This is a genomic window from Alteromonas sp. ISO5 (genome assembly GCF_058105165.1).
Map to the genome: position 1 here is coordinate 1,153,795 of NZ_CM176572.1, position 17,850 is coordinate 1,171,644.

The 17,850-nt window shown below is 49.8% G+C and carries 18 protein-coding genes; 11 read left to right on the plus strand and 7 right to left on the minus strand.

Annotated features, from left to right (window positions below; translation table 11 throughout):
* Window positions 1-241: 241 nt before the first annotated feature.
* From AC2T0J_RS05215 to AC2T0J_RS05230, 4 genes are read left to right on the plus strand one after another with little or no spacing between them, the layout of a single operon-like run.
* Window positions 242-1,252, plus strand: a complete 1,011-nt coding sequence (locus tag AC2T0J_RS05215; protein ID WP_489809103.1) for an aspartate carbamoyltransferase — start codon at window positions 242-244, stop codon at window positions 1,250-1,252.
* 6 nt (window positions 1,253-1,258) lie between these two features.
* Entirely contained in the window at window positions 1,259-2,539 is a 1,281-nt protein-coding gene (hemL, locus tag AC2T0J_RS05220) for a glutamate-1-semialdehyde 2,1-aminomutase (protein WP_489809104.1), read from the plus strand.
* A gap of 30 nt (window positions 2,540-2,569) precedes the next feature.
* Complete coding sequence (locus AC2T0J_RS05225) at window positions 2,570-3,643, plus strand: adenylate/guanylate cyclase domain-containing protein (protein WP_489809105.1); 1,074 nt, start codon at window positions 2,570-2,572, stop codon at window positions 3,641-3,643.
* Entirely contained in the window at window positions 3,624-3,869 is a 246-nt protein-coding gene (locus AC2T0J_RS05230) for a hypothetical protein (protein WP_489809106.1), read from the plus strand. Before AC2T0J_RS05225 ends, AC2T0J_RS05230 begins: the two co-directional genes overlap by 20 nt.
* 99 nt (window positions 3,870-3,968) lie before the next feature.
* Here AC2T0J_RS05230 and htpX read toward each other — a convergent pair whose 3' ends face one another.
* The 4 genes from htpX to ggt form a co-directional block, all read right to left on the minus strand.
* Window positions 3,969-4,847 carry a protease HtpX gene (gene htpX, locus AC2T0J_RS05235; protein WP_489809107.1) on the minus strand — a complete coding sequence of 293 codons (879 nt, stop codon included), beginning with the start codon at window positions 4,845-4,847 and terminating at the stop codon, window positions 3,969-3,971.
* Window positions 4,848-4,982: 135 nt separating this feature from the next.
* A complete protein-coding gene (gene nhaR, locus AC2T0J_RS05240) occupies window positions 4,983-5,855 on the minus strand; it encodes a transcriptional activator NhaR (RefSeq protein ID WP_489809108.1) in 873 nt (290 codons plus the stop codon).
* 15 nt (window positions 5,856-5,870) lie between these two features.
* On the minus strand, window positions 5,871-6,788 hold the full coding sequence (locus AC2T0J_RS05245; protein WP_489809109.1) for a Dyp-type peroxidase: 918 nt from the start codon (window positions 6,786-6,788) through the stop codon (window positions 5,871-5,873).
* 42 nt (window positions 6,789-6,830) lie between these two features.
* A complete protein-coding gene (ggt, locus tag AC2T0J_RS05250) occupies window positions 6,831-8,519 on the minus strand; it encodes a gamma-glutamyltransferase (protein ID WP_489810436.1) in 1,689 nt (562 codons plus the stop codon).
* Between the two features lie 323 nt (window positions 8,520-8,842).
* Here ggt and AC2T0J_RS05255 point away from each other — a divergent pair, with 323 nt between their 5' ends.
* The 4 genes from AC2T0J_RS05255 to AC2T0J_RS05270 all read left to right on the plus strand — a co-directional run bounded on the left by AC2T0J_RS05255 (window position 8,843) and on the right by AC2T0J_RS05270 (window position 10,530).
* Window positions 8,843-9,712, plus strand: coding sequence for a glycosyltransferase family 2 protein (locus tag AC2T0J_RS05255; RefSeq protein WP_489809110.1), 870 nt, complete (start codon window positions 8,843-8,845; stop codon window positions 9,710-9,712).
* A 190-nt stretch (window positions 9,713-9,902) separates the two neighbouring features.
* Window positions 9,903-10,022, plus strand: a complete 120-nt coding sequence (locus AC2T0J_RS05260; protein WP_489810437.1) for a hypothetical protein — start codon at window positions 9,903-9,905, stop codon at window positions 10,020-10,022.
* A 27-nt stretch (window positions 10,023-10,049) separates the two neighbouring features.
* Entirely contained in the window at window positions 10,050-10,199 is a 150-nt protein-coding gene (locus AC2T0J_RS05265; protein ID WP_489809111.1) for a hypothetical protein, read from the plus strand.
* 67 nt (window positions 10,200-10,266) lie between these two features.
* Window positions 10,267-10,530, plus strand: a complete 264-nt coding sequence (locus AC2T0J_RS05270) for an EAL domain-containing protein (protein ID WP_489809112.1) — start codon at window positions 10,267-10,269, stop codon at window positions 10,528-10,530.
* Window positions 10,531-10,637: 107 nt separating this feature from the next.
* Here AC2T0J_RS05270 and AC2T0J_RS05275 read toward each other — a convergent pair whose 3' ends face one another.
* A complete protein-coding gene (locus AC2T0J_RS05275) occupies window positions 10,638-11,879 on the minus strand; it encodes an ammonium transporter (RefSeq protein WP_489809113.1) in 1,242 nt (413 codons plus the stop codon).
* 35 nt (window positions 11,880-11,914) lie between these two features.
* Window positions 11,915-12,253 carry a P-II family nitrogen regulator gene (glnK, locus tag AC2T0J_RS05280; protein ID WP_105935564.1) on the minus strand — a complete coding sequence of 113 codons (339 nt, stop codon included), beginning with the start codon at window positions 12,251-12,253 and terminating at the stop codon, window positions 11,915-11,917.
* Between the two features lie 257 nt (window positions 12,254-12,510).
* On the opposite strand from glnK, the gene AC2T0J_RS05285 reads away from it, so the two are divergent.
* The gene (locus AC2T0J_RS05285; protein ID WP_489809114.1) at window positions 12,511-13,254 is read left to right on the plus strand and encodes a hypothetical protein; all 744 of its coding nucleotides are present in this window, start codon (window positions 12,511-12,513) and stop codon (window positions 13,252-13,254) included.
* Window positions 13,255-13,264: 10 nt separating this feature from the next.
* Complete coding sequence (locus AC2T0J_RS05290) at window positions 13,265-14,179, plus strand: DUF808 domain-containing protein (RefSeq protein ID WP_489809115.1); 915 nt, start codon at window positions 13,265-13,267, stop codon at window positions 14,177-14,179.
* 886 nt (window positions 14,180-15,065) lie between these two features.
* Here the strand turns inward: AC2T0J_RS05290 and mrcB are convergent.
* Window positions 15,066-17,435: a penicillin-binding protein 1B gene (mrcB, locus tag AC2T0J_RS05295; protein WP_489809116.1), complete on the minus strand. Its 2,370-nt coding sequence runs from the start codon at window positions 17,433-17,435 to the stop codon at window positions 15,066-15,068.
* A 161-nt stretch (window positions 17,436-17,596) separates the two neighbouring features.
* Between mrcB and AC2T0J_RS05300 the strand changes: the two genes are divergently transcribed.
* Complete coding sequence (locus AC2T0J_RS05300; protein ID WP_105935560.1) at window positions 17,597-17,839, plus strand: DUF6489 family protein; 243 nt, start codon at window positions 17,597-17,599, stop codon at window positions 17,837-17,839.
* The last annotated feature ends 11 nt before the right edge of the window (window positions 17,840-17,850 follow it).

Here is a 17,850-nt window from a genome sequence, read left to right on the forward strand (position 1 = left end):
TCAGATCGGGCCTTGCGCGTCATTTTGTCGGGCTTTGGCATACGCTGTATTATTCATTTAAACGACGGATTTGAGTATATAGTTTATCATGCTCCCGACGCGACACTGAGGGAATATATTTAACACGTCAATCTTGGCAAGATTTACACACAGGGATATGATCCCGCGCAACGATAATCCGCACGGCAGTTAGCGATTTTTGCTACACTAGCCACAAATCAATAAGGCCGCAGCTAAATCTATGTCGAGTTTCACCGGTAATCATATTCTTTCTGTTTCTCAGTTCGATCGTGATGCGATAGAACGGGTTTTCAGTGTAGCCCAAAGCATGGAACCCTACGCCAAACGCCAAAAGAGAACCACTGTTCTTGATGGGGCAATTCTGGGTAACCTGTTTTTTGAACCCAGTACCCGAACCCGGGTGAGCTTTGGTACTGCCTTTAACCTACTCGGTGGTGAAGTACGGGAAACCACTGGTATGGCTAATTCCGCGCTGGCTAAAGGGGAGTCCCTGTATGACACAGCCCGGGTACTTAGTGGCTACTCCGACATTATTGCCATGCGCCATCCGGCTGCTGGCTCGGTTGCAGAATTTGCCCAAGGCAGCCGGGTACCAGTGTTAAACGGTGGTGACGGTGCCAATGAACACCCTACCCAAGCCTTACTTGATTTATTTACCATTAAACGGGAACTGCAGTTCAATAACAAAACAATTGATGGCCTGCACATTGCGATGATTGGTGACTTACGTTACGGACGTACCGTCCATTCCCTGTCTAAACTGCTTTGTTTATTCAAGAATATTCGTTTTACTTTAATTTCTCCCAAAGAATTGGCAATGCCGGAGTATATTCTGGAAGCCATCGAAAACGCCGGTCACTCCTTACAAGTCACCGAGCAACTTGAAGGGAACATGGACGCCGATATTTGTTATCAGACCCGCATTCAGGAAGAACGCTTCCCGTCGCAGGACGAGGCAAATAAATACCGCGGCAAATTCCGCTTAAATCAGTCGATTTACACCCGGCATTTTCAATCTAAAACCGTTATTATGCATCCGTTACCGAGGGATTCCCGTACAGAGGCTAACGAGCTGGATAACGACCTCAATCTCAACCCTAATCTGGCGATTTTCAGACAAACCGACAATGGCGTATTAGTGCGTATGGCGTTATTCGCTCTCACGCTCGGCGTGGAAAATCTGGTGAGTCAATACGAAAAGCCTGTCATCTGGTATAGCAATAAGAGCTAAAACATTATGCAACGATCCGAACAACTATTTGAGCGCGCCCAACTTTCTATTCCCGGTGGCGTAAATTCACCTGTGCGAGCCTTTAAAGCAGTAGGCGGAACTCCGCGCTTTATTGAAAAGGCAGATGGCCCGTACATCTATGATGTGGATGGCAAGCGATACATTGACTATGTGCAATCCTGGGGCCCCATGGTACTGGGCCACAATAACGACAAAATTCGTGAAGCCGTCATCCATGCCGCCGCTTCCGGGTTAAGCTTCGGTGCACCCACCGAAGCCGAAATTATTATGGCTGAAAAAGTCCGCGAGCTGGTACCTTCCATGGAAATGGTCAGAATGGTGAACTCCGGCACCGAGGCCACCATGTCAGCTATCCGCCTGGCTCGTGGTTACACGGGTAAAAACAAACTGGTGAAGTTTGAAGGTTGCTACCATGGTCACGCCGATTCGCTGCTGGTAAAAGCCGGTTCTGGCGCCCTGACCCTTGGCGTGCCCAGCTCACCTGGCGTGCCGGCGGATGTAGCACAACACACATTAACCGTTGAGTATAATAACCTCGATAGCGTGAAACAGGTGTTTGCTGAAGTAGGCGATGATATTGCCTGCATTATTGTTGAGCCGGTAGCCGGCAATATGAACTGTATCCCGCCCGTTGATGGCTTTTTACAGGGTTTACGCGATATTTGCGATGAGCATGGTGCAATACTGATTTTTGACGAGGTTATGACCGGCTTTAGGGTTAGCCGTGGTGGCGCTCAGGAGCGTTATGATATCACGCCTGATCTGACCTGCCTGGGCAAAGTGATTGGCGGCGGTATGCCGGTGGGGGCATTTGGTGGTAAAAAGTCCATTCTCACCCATATTGCGCCGACCGGTCCTGTCTATCAGGCTGGGACCCTATCAGGCAACCCTATCGCCATGGCAGCGGGCCTGGCGGCGATGGAACAAATTGCCCAGCCCGGCCTTTATGAACCGATCTTCAGCAGCACCAAAGCGCTAGTGGAAGGGTTTCAGGCCATCGCCGATCAAAACGGCATCCCTTTCACCACTAACCACGCCGGATCCATGTTCGGTTTATTCTTCACTGATGTCGATAAGGTAGTAAATTACCAGCAGGCCATTAACTGCAATCAGGAACGGTTTAAGCAGTTTTATCACGGCATGCTGAACGAAGGGGTGTACCTGGCGCCAGCTTCTTATGAAGCGGGCTTCGTATCTAAACTGCATACTCAGGACATTGTCGACGCCACACTTGACGCGGCGCGCAAAGTATTTGCCAATCTTTAAGTTAACAGGCGGGTCAGGAAAAATGCAGGGATGACGCTGTTGTACACAGGCTTTGTCTGCGTAATGGTCTTCTACGCCGGGATTGTTACCCTGCTGCTTATCAGGCAGAAAAGGGTAACCCAGCGTATTGCCCGTGCGGCAACCCGCGTTATTCCTGAACCGGCCATTCGTCACGACGATAGCGAACAACGTTTTCTGGAAAAAGCGGATGAAGCCATGCGGCTGAATCAGACATTCCAGAAATTTGTGCCGAGACAGTTTGTCGACCACTTTGCCAAACATGGCATCGACACCCTGGAACTCGGCCGTGCCGACGAAGACGAAGTCGCAATCCTGTTCTGCGACATACGCGGTTTTACCGGCCTGTCGGAGAAAATGACACCCCAGGAGTTAATGAACTTCCTGAATTCTTATTTTCTGCGGATGAACGCCCCTATTCACCAGAATGGCGGCTTCATAGATAAGTTCATCGGTGACGCCATTATGGCCCTGTTTGACCACCCCGGTGGCACTGGCACTGACAAAGCAACCGATGCAGTTAATGCGGCACTCGACCTGCAAAAAGCCCTTAGCGTTTATAACACGCACCGGGCTAAATCCGGCTATGAGGGAATTCGGGTAGGCGTAGGTGTTCATATTGGGCCGGTGATCCTTGGCACCGTGGGTAGCGATGACAGAATGGATACTACTGTGATTGGCGACAGCGTGAATATCGCCTTTCGTCTCGAGGGACTGGCTCCGATGTATCACGCCGATATTGTTATCAGTGCGCAAACACTAAAAGCCTTCAGTCATAAACAGCAAATAGACTACCGCGTGCTGGATGTGGTCAGAATTAAAGGCCGTCAGGCCCCGATTCGTGTCTATGAAGTCCTAAACCACCTGAGCGAGGATCTTCGCAAACAAAAACTCATTGTGGCGCCATATATCCGCGATGGCCTCGCTTGTCGTATCACCAAAGACTGGCAGGAAGCGCTCAGCCATTTCAATAAAGCATTGCTAATAGCCCCTGACGACCGACTGCTGCATCATCACATCCACAGCATTAAAACTCTGATGCGCACTGACCTCCCCGCCGACTGGGATGGCGCTGTATCACATTAATCAACAGGAAGGCGAAGTGAATAATTACGATATACAGATGATTTTTCAATGGCTGCTCCCTGTAGCTATCATCATGACCGTGGTGGGGTTTATGTTAGGTAAACGTAAAACCGACAAACCCATACTGACCGCGCTGTCACTGGGTATTTCCGTATTCGTACCTATTGTGGCCATTGTGTATTTAATCTATTTGCTCAATAAACCCGATCAGGTTTCCGCAAATTAAGCCAGTAAAGCCGAGTCCATAAAAAAGCCGGACGAGAAGTGGAAGCCCGTCCGGCCAAAACAGTCAGCCGTCGCCACTTAGCGACGGATGTTTTACTGATTAAATATGCTCAATAGAGCGTAACGCCTGGATCCGCTTCTCCAGCGGCGGGTGGCTCATAAACAGTTCTGAGAAGCTGCGTTTACCAGCAATACCGAAAGCCATCATTGTGCCTTCCAGCTCGCTTTCCCGGTTAGACTTGAGCCGCTCCAGCGCGGCAATCATTTTTTGCTTGCCAACCAGTGAAGCGGATCCCGCATCGGCACGAAACTCACGTTGACGGGAGAACCAGAACACCACCACACTTGCCAGCGCGCCAAAAATTACTTCCAAAATGATAACGGTGAACATATAAGCAAAACCGCCAACCACGTCACCATCTTCATCGTTTTGCATCAGGTTACTGATCAAACCGGCGACGACCCGGGCGAGGAAAATCACGAAGGTGTTTACCACGCCCTGAATAAGCGCCAGGGTAATCATATCGCCATTTGCCACATGAGATACTTCGTGGGCCAGCACTGCCTCAGCTTCTTCCTGCGTCATGTTATGCAGCAAGCCTGTCGACACCGCAACCAAGGCCTTATTGCGATTAGACCCAGTGGCAAAGGCATTGATTTCCGGCGAATCGTAAACCGCGACTTCCGGCATACCAATACCGGCTTTTTGCGCCTGACGTTTCACGGTGTCCAGCAGCCATTGCTCAGTAGCATTACGCGACCGCTCAATGACTACAGCGCCGGTAGAGCGCTTTGCCAGCCACTTCGACATCAATAGTGAAATAAACGAACCGCCAAAACCAAATACTGCGGCAAATACCAGTAAACCGCCCATACTCTGGCTGTTAATACCCAGTACGGTAAACACCACACTAAGCACAATCCCGAGTACCAGCACCACAGCCAGGTTTGTGATCAAAAACAGCACGACACGTTTCATAAAAGCCTCGCTAAACAAGAAACGAAAATTAACACTGGGCATTATATAGGGTCATTCACTGTAAGTTAAAATCGTATATAACTTATATTTAGTAAGGAAAATACTGATCAAAAAAAACCGGCGATGAGATTAGTTTCACAGGGCTTTTACCAGTTGCAAAACAGCAGGGTGAGTCAGTTTTCGCTCCGGAGAAATCGCGTAGAGTTGCTCGGTGACCCGGTTAATCACCCCGACTTTGCGCAGACCAAATTGTTTTTCCAGCTGCGGCGCCAACAGCAACGGAGCAGAAAACGCGCCTAATCCTTCCTGGGCAAAAGCCAGCATCAACGCACTGTCATCAAATTCCGCCGTGATATCAGGCTGAATATCCTGGGTGCTGAACCAGCCCAGCAACTGCTGTCGAATTAACGATTTCTTGCCTTGCAGCAGGAAGGGGGCATTATGGAGTGAGTGGGGAAAATTCTGACTGAGTGCGTGGTATTTATCTGCGGTCGCATACACAGCCATGGGTGACTCGGTGATCAAATGGCTGTATGCCTTAATGTGACTGCCGGTTTGAATGGGTTGATCGGATAACACCATATCAAGACGGTTAACCGCTAACTCGCCAAGTAACGAGGTGAGTTCCCCTTCCCGGCACACCAGTTTCACCGGTAACTGTAATACCGGCTTAAGCATTTCGTAGACCAGGGTTTTAGGCAGCACATCGGTGATCCCCACGGTAAAGCTCTGCCACTGGTTGTGCTGCTGATTGAGCACAGACTTGAGTTCTTCACCGAGCTGAAAAATATCCGCGGCATAGCCCTGCACCAGTATCCCCAGCTCGGTGGGTATCAGCCGCCGGGATTGGCGGGTAAACAACGACGCGCCTATGGTGTCCTCCAGCGCACTTATCTGGCCACTGATCGTTTGCGGCGTGATATGCAGTATCTCACTGACCCTGGCGATGGAGCCATGCTCGGCCACCATGTAAAAGTAATACAGCTGGTTGTAGTTAATCGGCGTCATGGGCAGCTGGTGTTATCAGAGCTTGGCCTGAGCTTTAATAAAGGCAATGGATGGCGCAAAAAACGCGCAGCCTGTCTCGGCAGCTGTATAGTCCAGCCAGCGGTCGTATTCGCCGTCGCCACTACCATATACCTGACTGTGCAACATACGTTTAAAGGGTTGTGAGCTGGCCGCACAGGTCACAGAAAACATGCCTTGCGATGTCATATCGCCGTAAGGCATCCCCTGCTTGAGCAAGTCAGCCATACCCTGTTCTGTCGCAGTAGTGCTGGCTCTGATGCTGTGAGAAGAAGGGTTACACTCCACACTGGGCAGGTTATGCTCTTTGGTAGTGCCCATGATTTGTTCCTGTTGGCGTTCAGACAAGCTCAACCAACGGCGTAAATCGTGCCTGAAGCGCTGCACATGCACATAGCTACCACCGGAAAAACCATTCTCATCATCTTCAATAACGGCAACTTTGGCTCGTTGTAGCCCCCGAGGATTGTCCTGTGCATACAAGTAGCCGTTAAGATCGCGACCGTCCAGATAGCGGAACCCCTGTATCTGCTCCACCAGCTCCACATGGATCCGCAGTAGTTCCATAATCTCAAGGCCAATGGCATAGCAAATATCAATGCGATCGGCACGGATTTGAATAAACAGATCACAGGGCGTGGAGGGCGCTACGCGGTCTTCACTTTGCATATCAGGAAACGGCGTCAGTTCAATGGGGATTGGGCCTGGATAAAGTTCACTCCAGTAATTACTGCCCACGGCGATAACCCCAGACACCATGGCTTCGTAGTGTTCATTATCATAATAATCAATCACTTCCAATGCCCGGCCCAGCTTCGCCCGGACGGCTTGTGAATCGTCGTCAATCACATTGAACAACAAGTACTGCGCATGCAGATTGGGTTCAGCACAAATACCTTTTTGTGGTTGCGACATAGTCTTCCCGTTGTTTTTATCGTTATCGACCGGCGTTGTTAATTAGTACCCGGCAGCCTGACCATCTTTTCGGCTTTCTGATGCACCATAGTATATCTGCTTATCGGCATCATACATAATCGCTTGATAGCCACCGTAAATCCCCAGTTTATTTTCCAGTTTGTGGCCTCTTTCCAGCAACTCTCTTTCGGTGCTCAGCGAAAAGCCGCGTTCCAGACTAATCGATCCACCATCTTTCATTAACTCGCCGGTAGGACTGCTTGAGCCACTGTGAATAAACCGGGGCGCATCACCAGCCTCCTGCAAATTCATACCAAAATCAACAAGATTGACGATTATTTGGGCATGCATCTGAGGCTGAGTAGCACCGCCCATGACGCCAAAACTTAACCAGGGTTTATTGTTGCGGGTGACCATGGCCGGGATAATGGTATGAAACGGACGTTTACCCGGCTGATATTCGTTACTGTGACCGGGCTCCAGGGTAAACAACTCACCACGGTTTTGCAGAATAAAGCCCAGCCCAGGCGGGGTCATGCCGGAGCCCATGCCCCGATAGTTACTCTGAATTAACGAAACCATATTACCGCGGCTATCGGCAACGGTCAGATACACGGTGTCGCCGTCGATAACGCCAGCATCATATCGATTGGCCGCCTTTAGCGGATCGATAAGTTTACGGCGCTCACCAGCGTAGTCTTTGCTGATAAGCCGTGCTACTGGGATATCGTTAAATGCCGGATCGGCGTAGTACTTGGCGCGGTCTTCAAAGGCCAGCTTTTTTGCTTCAACAAAGGTGTGAATATAATCGGTGGAGTCCAGCCCCATGCCTTCAATGTCGTACTGCTCCAGAATATTGAGGATCTGCAATGCCGCAATGCCCTGCCCGTTAGGTGGTAGCTCCCAGACATCGTAACCGCGGTAATTTGCCGATACCGGCGTCACCCACTCAGAGGTGTGAGAAGCCAAATCGTCATAACTTAAATAGCCGCCCTGCTCTTTCATATACGCAGCAATGATCCGGGCAATATCCCCTTTATAAAACGCGTCCCGGCCACCAGTAGCAATTTTCTCGTAGGTAACAGCCAGCCCCGGGTTCTTAAACACATCACCCTTTTGCGGCACTTTCTCCCCAGGCATGAAAGTTGTTGCAAATCCCGGGTAGTGACCGATTCGATCAACATTCATCTGCCAGTAATAAGCCACCAGTTCACTGACCGGAAAGCCGTTACGAGCATAACGAATCGCCGGCGACAGCAATGAGGTCATGGGTAAGCGACCAAAACGTTTATGCAATTCAAACCAGCCGTCTACTGCACCTGGCACTGACACCGGCAACGGCCCGAAAGACGGAATCTTGGTTAGCCCCTGTGCGGAAAATACCTCGGCAGTCAGCGATTTGGGAGACCGTCCGGACGCATTCAGCCCGTATAATTGTTTGCTCTCGGCATCCCAGACAAGCGCAAACAGGTCGCCACCAATTCCGCTACCGGTGGGCTCTACAAGACCCAGCATGGCATTTGCCGCAATGGCTGCATCAATGGCGCTGCCCCCTTGCTTTAAGATATCCAGCCCGACCTGAGTTGCCAGCGGCTGACTGGTCGCCACCATCCCTTGCCGGGCAATGACTTCGGAGCGACTGGCAAAGGGTTTGCCGGTGATTCTGTCATAGGCACTGGCTGGTAAAGTCATCGCCAACCCCATCACCACGCAAGTCAGTTTAATTCGCATGCCTTTTAATAAACTCAACATCATTATTATTACGTTACCCTTGTTATCGTGAGTGTCTGGCTGTCTGTCTGTCTGTAAGAATTACCAGCCCGGCGTGAATGCTTTGCCTAAGATAACATACTATTACAATCCTTCACTTTTTGCCGAAAAACCAAAGACCTTTAAATACGCGGTCTGAACAACAAGCATTAGGAGTAAACGAGTTGGAATCATGTTTGCAATATGGTTCAAATGAGCTAGTTATCTGTCCCCTCGCTTGCAGTACTTGTGGACCATTTTTTCAATTTGTCTTTTAAGACATCAACCCGCAGAGAGTCAGTACCATGAGCACGGAATTTAGTATCGTTACTATCGTGAAGCACCGCACCCAACAGCTGTCTAATTTACTGAGCAGTATCGAGTGCTCGTCAGTGCTCCCCAAAGAGGTGGTAATTGTCTGGATGACCTCACCAAGTGACGAGTCGCTATTAAGCAGTGAATACTTTGACATTCAGCATTGTTTTACCACGCATTCAGAGTTGCCAATAGCGAAGGCCCGTAATCGTGGCTTTGAAGCCTGTGCCACTTCAAGCATTATCTACCTGGATGTGGACTGTTTTTGCCCTGCGACTCTGCTGCAGGAGATGACAGCAACACTGGCAAACGGACGGGTGATTACCGCGAACATAACTGACCTGCCATGCAGGGCCGAAGAAGTGTCAAAAAATATTTTACAAGAGTTAGCGACAATTCCGCTACAAGCCCCGGAAGAACTCCCCTTTGTTCACTTTGATACCACGGTATTTGCTATCACCAGCGACGACTTTGACCGTCTCGGCGGTTTTGATACTGACTACGATGGCTACGGCTTTAGCGATGTGGATTTTGCCATGCGCTGCAGCCAGGCCGGCCTTACATTAGTTAACACCGGCCGGCACGTCTTTAAACAATTTCATATGCATTTTGATCCGCCGCTTAATCACCTATGCGATCTCGTTGCCAACGCGGAGCTGTTCAAACAAAAGTGGAGTTGCTATCCCTTCTGCGACTATTTCGAAAAATTTGCTGAGCTTGGCTATGTGAATGCCGATTATCAACAAACCGGGATCCGGGTAACCCGTCTGGCATCAGAGGATGAACTGGATGAATTTTTTATCGAGCAGCCCTGCGACGAACAAGCGGAAGTTGCTGAAGAGATCAGGCAAAGCGCCTGAAGCATGAGTCATCACAAAGCCCGGCAAATACCGGCTTTTTTGACATGTGACTGACTTATTTGTCTTTCAGAGGTGTGTTCTCGGTCGCCGGCACCGCGTTGACATCGGTTCCTGGTAACTCAACGGCTTGGCCGCACGTCCGGCTGAACGGTTTCCAATACCGCATACCAGCGCGCTTTTGCACCATACGGTGAAAGGGTTCATCCCGCCAGCACATGTTGTACCCATAGCAGAAGAAACCGGGCTAATTCATCAATTAGGTAAATGGGTCTTGCGCTGTGTTTTTGACCAACTGCATAGCTGGCAATAAACTCATATTCCACTACACCGGGTCTCTATGAATGTAACGGCCTCCCAGTTTGCTGAAGGAGACTTAATCCACTTTTTGCTGGCGGAAAGAGAGCGCTACGAGATACCAGCCGAACTCATTGAAGTTGAACTTACCGAGTCCAGTTTACTTTTCGATAGCCAGAAAGCGATTGAGTAACTAAAGATACTGCAATAACACCGGTATATCAGTATCGCTGGGAGATTTTGGTACCCGTTATTCAGGTTTGTCGCTCTTACGAGAAATACCATTGAACGTGCTTAAAATCGATAGGTCCTTTATCGACAACATCGCTCATCAGCAAAGTAAGGAACTCGCCAGCTCCAGCATTGCCATTAGCAAATACATGAAACTGCCAATGATCGCCGAAGAAACAGAACGCCTGGAGCAGGTAGAAATGCTTACAATAATAGGCGGTGATTATTTTCAGGGGTACTATTTCAGCCGGCTCCTAACGCCAGAGGATTTCGCCGCCTACGTCATGCGGTAAAGAAAACCACCGGGTAAGAAAAAACCCCGCATAAGCGGGGTCTGAGTCGAAGTGATTTAGGCTTATTATTATTAACTTAAGTGCCTAATCAATAATGTGTCCGAAGATTATGAACGGCCACCAGTGAAGTCAGGATAAGCTTCCAGACCACATTCACTGATATCAACACCTTCAAATTCTTCTTCTTCGCTAACGCGTACACCGATAACTGCTTTGATGATTAACCAAACCACTAAGCTGGTTACGAATACCCATACGAAGATAGTCAGTGCACCGATGATTTGACCAGAGAAAGTCGCGCCACCAGTAACAGGAACCAGTAACAGACCTAACAGACCAACCACACCGTGAACAGAAATCGCACCTACCGGATCATCGATTTTCAGTTTGTCCAGAGTAACAATACTGAATACTACCAGGATACCACCCAGGGCACCGAACAGCGTCGCAGTCAGTGGCGTAGGGGTCGAAGGTTCAGCAGTAATAGCAACCAGACCAGCCAGAGCACCGTTCAGTGCCATTGTCAGGTCAGCTTTACCAAACATAATGCGGGCTACAATCAGTGCGGCAATACAGCCACCCGCTGCAGCAGCGTTGGTGTTCATAAACACAACCGCCACTGAGTTAGCGCTTTCCACGGTAGCAGTAGCCAGTACTGAACCACCGTTGAAACCAAACCAGCCCATCCACAGGATGAACGTGCCTAAGGTCGCCAGTGGCAGGTTAGCGCCAGGGATAGCGTTAACTTTACCGTCTGTGGTGTATTTACCTTTACGTGCACCAAGTACAATTACACCAGCCAGTGCCGCCGCAGCGCCCGCCATGTGAACGATACCAGAACCAGCGAAGTCAGAGAAACCAAGATCGCCCAGTGTGTACATGCCGAATACAGAGGCGCCGCCCCAGGTCCAGGCACCTTCCATTGGGTAGATGAAACCAGTCATCACTACCGCAAAAGCAAGAAATGCCCACAGTTTCATACGCTCAGCTACCGCGCCAGATACGATTGACATTGCCGTAGCAACGAATACCACCTGAAAGAAGAAGTCCGCTGAAGGCGCGTAAGTTGCTGGTTCTTCAGCCACACCCGTTGCACCGTCACCCATGATGCCAGACAGCAACATCATGTCACCGCCGTGGTACATAATGCCGTAACCACACACCATGTACATGGTACATGCGATAGCAAACAGAGCGATGTTTTTAGTCAAGATTTCAGTTGTGTTTTTAGCACGTACAAGGCCAGCTTCCAGCATAGCAAAACCTGCAGCCATCCACATTACCAGTGCGCCACAGATCAAAAAGTAAAAGGTATCTAACGCGTACCCTAATTCAAATGTTGTTTCCATTATGCTTATCTCCGCAAATTTCTCGTCGACTGCTCTTACAGTGCGTCGGTATCTGTTTCGCCAGTACGAATCCGGACAGCGCCTTCAAGGTCATAAACAAAGACCTTACCGTCACCAATTTTGCCGGTTTTCGCAGCGCCCGTGATGGCTTCAACCAATCGTTCCACCTGGTCATCCTGAACGGCTATTTCCAGTTTGACTTTCGGCAGGAAGTCGACCTGATACTCGGCTCCGCGGTATAATTCTGTATGTCCTTTTTGACGTCCGAAACCTTTCACTTCGGTTACGGTCAGACCGTCAATACCGATTTCTGAAATGGCTTCACGAACATCATCCAGCTTAAATGGCTTGATGATTGCTGTGACTAGTTTCATGTGTTGCTCCCAAAATAATCGTGGTTTGCTACCAGTGTTCGTGTTGTGCGAGATTGACTAGAACAAGTCCTATGCCATAAATTTAAATCCATTAAAATCAACAACTAAATTAAAAATTATTATATTTTCTTGCCATTTTTCGCACCATTTAAATGCATGACAGTCGGTTTGCACTATTTTGGTGCCACTTCTATTCATCCATCCAGTTATGTCGTTTATCGCAGGGAACTTAGCGTAAAACGGTCGGTCTATCTGGCATGGGAAAAATGGACTTCGCCTTTACCGGGCCCACGCGTTTTCAATCTGCTGCACCAGCCCCTAAGAAGGCTGGCAGACTGGCGTGGCTGATTGTCTGCTCGGTGCTGGCTCATATTGCGGTACTGGCCACTTTATCGTTTCCACCACCGGCTTCACTGCCGGTTAAATCCAGTCCGGTACAAGCAGTCTTATACACGCCGGTTGTGCCTGCACAGGCCCTGCCGACACCTGCAGAACGTTCCGTTCCAGTCCGCAGTGACATACCGGCAGAGGAGCCTGAGGTAGTCGAGCCGGCGTCTGCACCCGCGAACGAACCATCGCATCCCGAAGCGGCGTCACCGCCACCGCAACCAAAACTACCACCCAGTACCAGTAGCGAAACCTCTGCGCCATCTTCAGGCGAAATACTGACTCAGGCAGAGGACAGCCCGGCGCCGCCTTCACGACGTTTATCCGACGCTATCAGCCGGGGGATTGCAGGACAGCAGTTAAAGAGACAGTATGATCTCGCCGAGCAAGTCACGCGGCAGCGTCGCCTGGAGCAGAAATCTCCGGACCTCAACATAGGCGAGTACGAGCCGGTCGAGCAAAAGGTAGGAGAATATGCCGTGAATTGCGAAAAGGGTGTTAATAGCACCCTGGCAACAGTTGCGCGACTGTTTGGAGGCAATGTAAAGTGCAACAGTCGCAACGAATTCCAGCAATTCATCGACAAACGACAACATAAACAACCAGAACAATAAGGGACTGCCCGTGGCCGGAGCCAACCTACTCGCACTTATTGATGATATAGCCACTCTGCTAGACGATGTCGCCATGATGTCGAAAATGGCAGCCAAGAAAACTGCCGGTGTACTGGGCGATGATTTGGCACTCAATGCCAATCAGGTACAGGGGGTTAAACCCGACCGCGAAATACCGGTGGTGTGGGCAGTAGCCAAAGGGTCCTTCATTAACAAACTCATTCTGGTGCCTGCAGCATTGTTAATCAGTGCTTTTGTGCCGGTGCTAATCACCGTATTGTTAGTGCTTGGTGGCCTTTATTTGTGTTTCGAAGGGGCAGAAAAGGTTCTCCATCGCTTCCTGCCCCATGCCGACAGCCCAGAGGAGGCCGATGAGCGCCTCATCAATCTGACCGACGCTTCCATTGACCTGGTGCAAATGGAAAAAGACAAAATTAAAGGAGCGATACGCACCGACTTTATTTTGTCTGCAGAAATTGTGGTCATTACCCTTGGTAGCCTGCAGGGTGCCGACCTGGCCACCCAGATCCTGGTCCTAAGCGGACTGAGTATTGCCTTTACTATTGGTGTATACGGCCTGGTGGCTGGCATTGTAAAAATGGATGACCTCGGCTTGTACCTGCTGCGTAAATCACTTACCGGTGATTATAACGGTGCTCAGCGCTTCGCCGGCCGTTTTATACTGACAGCGGCTCCCATTCTGATGAAAGTACTGTCATTCGTTGGCACCATCGCGATGTTCCTGGTGGGCGGCGGTATTCTGACTCATAGTATCCCCTTTTTGCACCATCTCGCTGAATCGGTAACCCAGTTAGTCCCGCAGATAGCATTACTTCTCAGTATCACCGCCGATGGTATCGCCGGGTTAGTCGCTGGAGCGATCATCGCTTTTGGCCTGGCTGTATTCAATAAAGCCCGTCAGTGATCAGACTCAACACCACCAGTAGAGTAGCATTAGCCATTTACACTACTTTACTGGTAATTCAGTTATTTATTAGCAAAAAAAACCACCCGCCTTATTTTTTCCGCCTTTATAAAATCAAAATAAATACCTACAAATCAATATCTTAAAAAATAATTACCTGACTGGCACAACTATCGCTAACTATTCTGCGACTTAAACAAACAGACAGCCTGCTCGGCGAGCAAGAAGAGGCTCTGATTGGGTACAGGGCAGCAAGTGTGAAGCGCTTACTGGTGTGCCCGTATAGAACAGCGAGGTTCGAGATTATGATTACTTACAGTTTTTTAATTTGGCTTTTATTGGGTCCGGTGCTGGCTTACGTCGTTGCGCTGGGGATTTTTAACGGGATTCGTTACCTGTTTACGTCAGACTCTTTAATCCACTAAAGGCTTACTCTATTTGTATCCCTGGACACTCCCGTAGTGCCACTTCTCAGGAATTGCAGATCTCTGCAATCTCCTGAGTTTTTTTATGCGGTAGTGACTAATCAATTATCTCTCAGCCAATCTCACCAGCCTTTATGCTCTGCCTTTCAAGATCAGAAGAAGCATAACTGACAGAAACATTATCGGGTGTTTAAAACATCCTGCTGTTTATTTGGTTCTTATTGAGCGAAATACTGGCGTTGGTCAGAAGAAGTAAAAACGTAGAGGCGTCATGGACGACGCCTCCGGCCAGCAAGGGCATGGCGCCCTCTCTGTTCGATAGGTTTACCTGACCAATTCCAGTATGCCTTCGCGAGTAAGAACTGGGCAAAGCTGTTATGAAGGGCAAAGAGAAGCCTCCTCCCCTTTGGGTGCTGTCGGCACCCCGACATATTGGTGTTCAGCCAAGTCTGATTAGCCTATCAACCACCAAACAACCGTTCCCACCATGACTTTTCCTTTGCCTTTTCAGGCGGTGCTTTTCCACCCGGTTGACCTGCGCAGCCCTGAGCAGGCGGCAGGGCTTCGAGCACTGCTGGTACACTCATGCTACCTGGACATCCGGCCGTGACTACCGCGCCGGTCTCAGGATCAAAGTGAGCAATACCAAGACCATTAGGAAAACGTCGGGACAGCGATTTAGGTTCCTGTAACTGCTGGTAGGCAAGGAAAACCGGCAATGCACCAGTAGAGCCTGTCAGACCGGTTGACCGGTTTTCATCATTACCTACCCATACTGTGGCCAGGTTATTACGGTCGTATCCGGCAAACCAACTATCCCGGTAATCATCGGTGGTACCGGTTTTACCCGCCATGTTAATGTTATCAAAGGCTCTGCCAATGGCTTTTGCCGTGCCTTCGGTGGTCACCTTATAAAGCGCGTAATTGAGCAGGTAAGCCGACTCTTCGTTAACACGCTGCTCGCCGTATTCCGCCTGGCGCCACATTAAACGGTTATTTACACTCACAATAGCACTGACCGTATGTAACGGCCGGTATGCACCATTGTTTGCAATCGTTTGGTATATCTGGTTGGTTTCGAAAGGAGTGAGCGCTACCGCGCCAAGGGTCAGCGCAGGCACTTCCGGAACTGGCCGTTTAACGCCCAGATTTCTTAACGTGGCGGCAACGTTATCGATACCCAGCTCAAGTCCAAGGTTAACAGTCGGTACGTTTAACGACAAACTGAGGGCATCCATAAGCGGTACGGATCCGCGGTAAGTTTTATCGAAGTTTTGTGGCTGCCAGTTATCTCCGTGTTCATCGTTGAGCGATAAGGGCTTATCTTCCAACGGAGTGGCCAGATTATACTGCGCCGGTTGTTCCAGCGCTGTCAGGTACACTGCGGGTTTTACCAGCGACCCTATGGGTCGTACCGCATCCAAAGCACGATTAAAACCGGCAAAGCTGACATTGCGTCCGCCTACCAGTGCGCGCACTTCACCGCTGCCAATGTCTGATACCACCATAGCCCCTTCCAGGGGCGCGTCGCGGCCGGGCTGCAAGCGGTCCAGGGTGCGGGCTAACGCCTGTTCAGCACGGCGTTGTGCATAAATATCCAGTGTTGTGAACACCTTCACACCCGACTCACGAATGTTAGGGTCGGCCAGAATGGTTTGTAGTTCCTTACGAACCTGAGTCATAAATGCCGGGTGTTTGCCGGTAGCCAGGCTGTCACCGGTCGCAATGCCTACCGGTCTGGATACAGCCATTTCGTATTGTTGCGGGCTTAACTCATTGCCCTCCAGCAACAAACGCAGTACCAGATTGCGCCGCTCGATGGCCCGTTCAGGATACTTGCGGGGATTATAATAAGATGGCCCTTTTATCATACCCACCAGCATGGCGATTTCGGTTTCGTCGAGTTCATATACGGGGCGGTCAAAATAAAAATAACTGGCCAGGCCGAAACCATGAACCGCCATATCGCCGCTCTGACCCAGGAACACTTCATTCAGATAAGCCTGGATGATCTTGTCTTTGCTGTAGCGGGCATCAATGATAATAGCCATCAGGGCTTCTTTAATCTTGCGCTCAAGCGAGCGTTCGCGCGTCAGATACAGGTTTTTTACCAGTTGCTGAGTCAGCGTACTGCCGCCCTGCACCGTGCGTCCGGCGGCGATATTCGCCAGTAGCGCACGGATGATGGACAAAGGGGCGATGCCGTGATGACTGTAAAAATCGCGATCTTCGGTAAGGGTTAATGCCTTTACCAGTAACGGCGGTACATCCTCCAGAGTAACCAGCATCCGATCTTCCTGACTGCCACTGGCAAGACGGGTCACCAGCCAGGACTCCAGCCTGACCTGCGGTAATGACTGGCCGGTTTGTAGATCAGTGATCGACGCAATGCGCATACCATTCCAGCGAATGTTTAACTGCCGTAATGGCTGAAAGCCATCCGGAAAATGAAACGCCCGGCGATAAATGCTGATAGCGGCATTACTCACGCTGTATTCACCACTGCCCTGAATTTGATTAACCCGTCGGTAGCCCAGTAGTTTTAACTCATCCAGCACTTCTTTGCGGGTCACCTCCTCGCCCTTTCGCAGTTCCAAGGGGCGGGCATAGATTTGTGCAGGCACCTGCCACTTATTGCCTGAAAAGTGGTGCTTAATCTGGGCATCGAGATAAATAATGTAGGCCCCGAACAGCACCAGCAGAATCAAAGAGAACTTCCAGAAAAACCGCCAAAGTCGGCGTTTTCGGTTAAGATTAGAAGTAGGCTCAGCTTTTTTTGATGTCACAACGCTTCCTGTAAATACTTTGCGGGTACGACCGGTTGCTGGCATTCAGGCCTGGTAAGGGACACAGCAGTTTTGTTTGCGCTGTATCAATTACCTTTATGCAACTTTAGGCTCATCAGACTAGACAAGTGATTGTTCGCTTTTTACTCTGTAAGTCAAACAGCCTCTGGGAAAGCCATGATACTGGCTAAAGTAAGGAGTTTACCATGAAAATTACCGTCGATATCGATCTGTCACCGTCAGAAGCTCGCGAACTCTTAGGCTGGCCGGACATGACCAAAATCCATGAAGCCACCATTGCCATGTTTACCGAACAGTTAAAAAACGGTAACCAGGAAACAATGATGACTCTTCTGAAACCCTACCTTGATGGCAGTCAACAGGCCTTTTCTTTCTACCAGAAAATGATGGAAGGCATTGCCACCAGCACCGCCTCAGGCAAAAAATAACAACTTCAAGG